The organism is Streptomyces sp. NPDC059371 (assembly GCF_042751995.1).
GTDB lineage: Bacteria > Actinomycetota > Actinomycetes > Streptomycetales > Streptomycetaceae > Streptomyces.
Map to the genome: position 1 here is coordinate 1 of NZ_JBHYXD010000202.1, position 2,851 is coordinate 2,851.

Here is a 2,851-nt window from a genome sequence, read left to right on the forward strand (position 1 = left end):
GGCACACCCGGGAAGGGTGTGCCCCACCGGCGTTCGTGCGGCCGGAATCGGCACGGCCGCGACGCGCGCGGCGCGTCCACGTACGGACGGAAGGCCCCGGGCTCGGACAGGCGGGGGCCCTGCGTCCGACCGCGAACGTCAGCCCAGCGGAACGCCGTTGACCGGCAGGCCGTGCGTGGGCAGCCCCTGCAGCGGCAGCCCCCCGAGCAGCCCGGCCACGGGCGCGGACGGCCCGTTGGCGAGCAGACGCGTGGCGGGCTGCGCGGCGACCGCACCCGTGCCGAGCGCGCTCTGGCCCTGGGCGAGCGCCTCACCGGCTCCGGGCAGCGCCGAGGCGACGCTCTCGGAGGGCAGCGTCTTGGTGACGCCGTCCAGTGCCGAGGAGGCGTCCGGCACGGCCGGGGCGGCGTTCGCGGCGCCCGCGCCGACAGCGGCGAAAGCGGCGCCGAGAGCGGCGACACCGAGGGTCTTGGCAACAGACTGCTTCATCAGGGATGCGTCCTTGGGGTGGGTGAGACGGGTATGTGAGCGGTCCAGAACCGTAAACACGCGATCCCACCGTCCGCAAACAGCGAAAAGCGGCCGAGTCATGGAGGAGAAGTGAAGACCCGGCCGCTTTCCGTTCGTCTCGATCAGGCTTGTTCTCCCGAAGAACCGCTGGTGGAGGCCGTCTGCTGGAACAGCCATTCGGACTTCAATTCCGCATATCCGGGCTTGACCACGTCATTGATCATGGCCAGCCGTTCATCGAAAGGAATGAATGCTGACTTCATAGCATTGACCGAGAACCACTGCATGTCGTCGAGCGAGTAACCGAACGCCTCGACAAGGTGCTCGAATTCCCGGCTCATGCTCGTACCCGACATCAGGCGGTTGTCGGTATTGACGGTGGCACGGAAATGCAGACGCCGCAGCAGCCCGATGGGGTGGGCCGCGTACGAGTCGGCGGCGCCGGTCTGGAGGTTGGAGCTGGGGCACAGCTCCAGCGGGATGCGCTTGTCACGGACGTACGAGGCGAGCCGGCCGAGCTCGACCGAGCCGTCCTCGCGCACCTCGATGTCGTCGATGATGCGGACGCCGTGCCCGAGCCGGTCGGCGCCGCACCACTGGAGCGCCTGCCAGATGGACGGCAGGCCGAACGCCTCGCCGGCGTGGATCGTGAAGTGGTTGTTCTCGCGCTTGAGGTACTCGAAGGCGTCGAGGTGCCGGGTGGGCGGGAAGCCGGCCTCGGCGCCCGCGATGTCGAAGCCGACGACGCCCGAGTCGCGGTAGCGGTTGGCGAGTTCGGCGATCTCCAGGGCGCGGGCCGCGTGCCGCATCGCGGTCAGCAGGGCGCCGACCCGGATGCGGTGGCCGTTCTCCCGGGCCAGCCGTTCCCCTTCCCGGAAGCCCTCGTTGACCGCCTCGACGACCTCTTCGAGGCTGAGCCCGCCCTCCAGGTGCTGCTCCGGCGCGTACCGCACCTCGGCGTAGACGACGCCGTCCTCGGCGAGGTCCTCGGCGCACTCGGCGGCGACCCGCACCAGGGCCTCGCGGGTCTGCATGACGGCGCAGGTGTGGGCGAAGGTCTCCAGGTACCGCTCCAGCGAACCGGAGTCGGCGGCCTCGCGGAACCAGATCCCGAGCTTGCCGGGATCGGTCTCGGGGAGGCCGGAGTAGCCGGTGTCGCGGGCGAGTTCGACGATCGTGCCGGGGCGCAGGCCCCCGTCGAGGTGATCGTGCAGCAGGACCTTGGGCGCCCGGCGGATCTGCTCCGAGCTCGGGGTGTTCCGGATCTGGCTCGTCATTTTCAAACTCTAGCCCCTACGCGCGTAGATCTCCTGTTGTGCGCAACCGTCGATACGTAACGGTGACCGTGCGGACGGGTGGCGTACACCCTTGCTTCTGACACTGTTCTGTCATGGCACAGCAAGCGACGCCGGTTCGCAGGGCCCGGCTGGGGAGGGCGCTCGGCCCCGAGCCGACGGCGGTCAGCGGAGTTGTTCTGCTGCTGCCGGGCGGCGAGGAGACCTCGTCCCGAAGACCCTCACCCATGATGGCGACCGCCTCCGTACGCGCGCTCGGGCGCAGGCTGGCCCGCGCCGGACGCACGGAAGGCCTGGTCGGCCATGTGGTGCACTACCGGGTCCGCGGCTGGAACGGCAGCGAGGCCCATCTCGCGGCCGACGCGTCCTGGGCCGCGGACGAGGTCGTCCGCCGCTACGGCGACGTGCCCGTGTGTCTGGCCGGCATCGACATGGGCGGCCGGGCGGCGCTGCGCGCGGGCGGGCACACGGCCGTCAACTCCGTGCTGGCGCTGGCACCCTGGCTGCCGGAGGAGGACGTAGCGGCGCCAGCCGAACCGGTGAAACAGCTCGCGGGGCGGCGCGTGCTGATCGTGCACGGCACGAACGACGCGCGTACCGACCCGGAACTGTCCTTCCGGCTCGCCTCGCGCGCGAAGAAGGCCAACCGCGGCATCTGCCGCTTCGAGGTCCACTCGGACGGGCACGCGCTGCACCAGCACCGGCACGAAGTCCTCGCCCTCGCCGAGGACTTCGTGATGGGCTCGCTGTTCGGCCACTCCTACTCCCGCCCGGTCGAGGACGCCTTCGCCGCGCCGCCGCCGCTCGGGCTGCGGATGCCGCTGGCGGCGGGCTTCGGGCAGTCGTTGCGCCGCTAGGGCCCGTCTGACAATTCGCGTCGTCGCCCGCAGGGCGGACGGGAATTGTCAGACAGGCCCTGGGGCGTGTCCGTAAAGTCGCGTCGTCCGCCCGGAGGGCGGGCCCGGCGGCGTCTGGTGCGTGCTCTCGGTGTGCCGGGCGCAGACCCTCGTACTGGACGTACTTGGGTCTTCGCCGGGTGCGGCGAG

3 protein-coding genes are annotated in these 2,851 nt (G+C 70.8%); 1 reads left to right on the forward strand and 2 read right to left on the reverse strand.

Annotated features, from left to right (window positions below):
* Positions 1-138 precede the first annotated feature (138 nt).
* Together ACFXGX_RS43125 and ACFXGX_RS43130 are read right to left on the reverse strand one after the other, a co-directional pair.
* Complete coding sequence (locus ACFXGX_RS43125) at positions 139-489, reverse strand: ATP-binding protein (RefSeq protein WP_384803951.1); 351 nt, start codon at positions 487-489, stop codon at positions 139-141.
* A gap of 143 nt (positions 490-632) precedes the next feature.
* Complete coding sequence (locus ACFXGX_RS43130) at positions 633-1,787, reverse strand: adenosine deaminase (protein ID WP_384803954.1); 1,155 nt, start codon at positions 1,785-1,787, stop codon at positions 633-635.
* 113 nt (positions 1,788-1,900) lie between these two features.
* Here ACFXGX_RS43130 and ACFXGX_RS43135 point away from each other — a divergent pair, with 113 nt between their 5' ends.
* Positions 1,901-2,662, forward strand: coding sequence for an alpha/beta hydrolase (locus tag ACFXGX_RS43135; RefSeq protein ID WP_384803957.1), 762 nt, complete (start codon positions 1,901-1,903; stop codon positions 2,660-2,662).
* The last annotated feature ends 189 nt before the right edge of the window (positions 2,663-2,851 follow it).

Coding starts and splice junctions, on each gene's coding strand:
- ACFXGX_RS43125 (WP_384803951.1), bottom strand. CDS start 489: ATGAAGCAGTCTGTTGCCAAGACCCTCGGTGTCGCCGCTCTCGGCGCC.
- ACFXGX_RS43130 (WP_384803954.1), bottom strand. CDS start 1,787: ATGACGAGCCAGATCCGGAACACCCCGAGCTCGGAGCAGATCCGCCGG.
- ACFXGX_RS43135 (WP_384803957.1), top strand. CDS start 1,901: ATGGCACAGCAAGCGACGCCGGTTCGCAGGGCCCGGCTGGGGAGGGCG.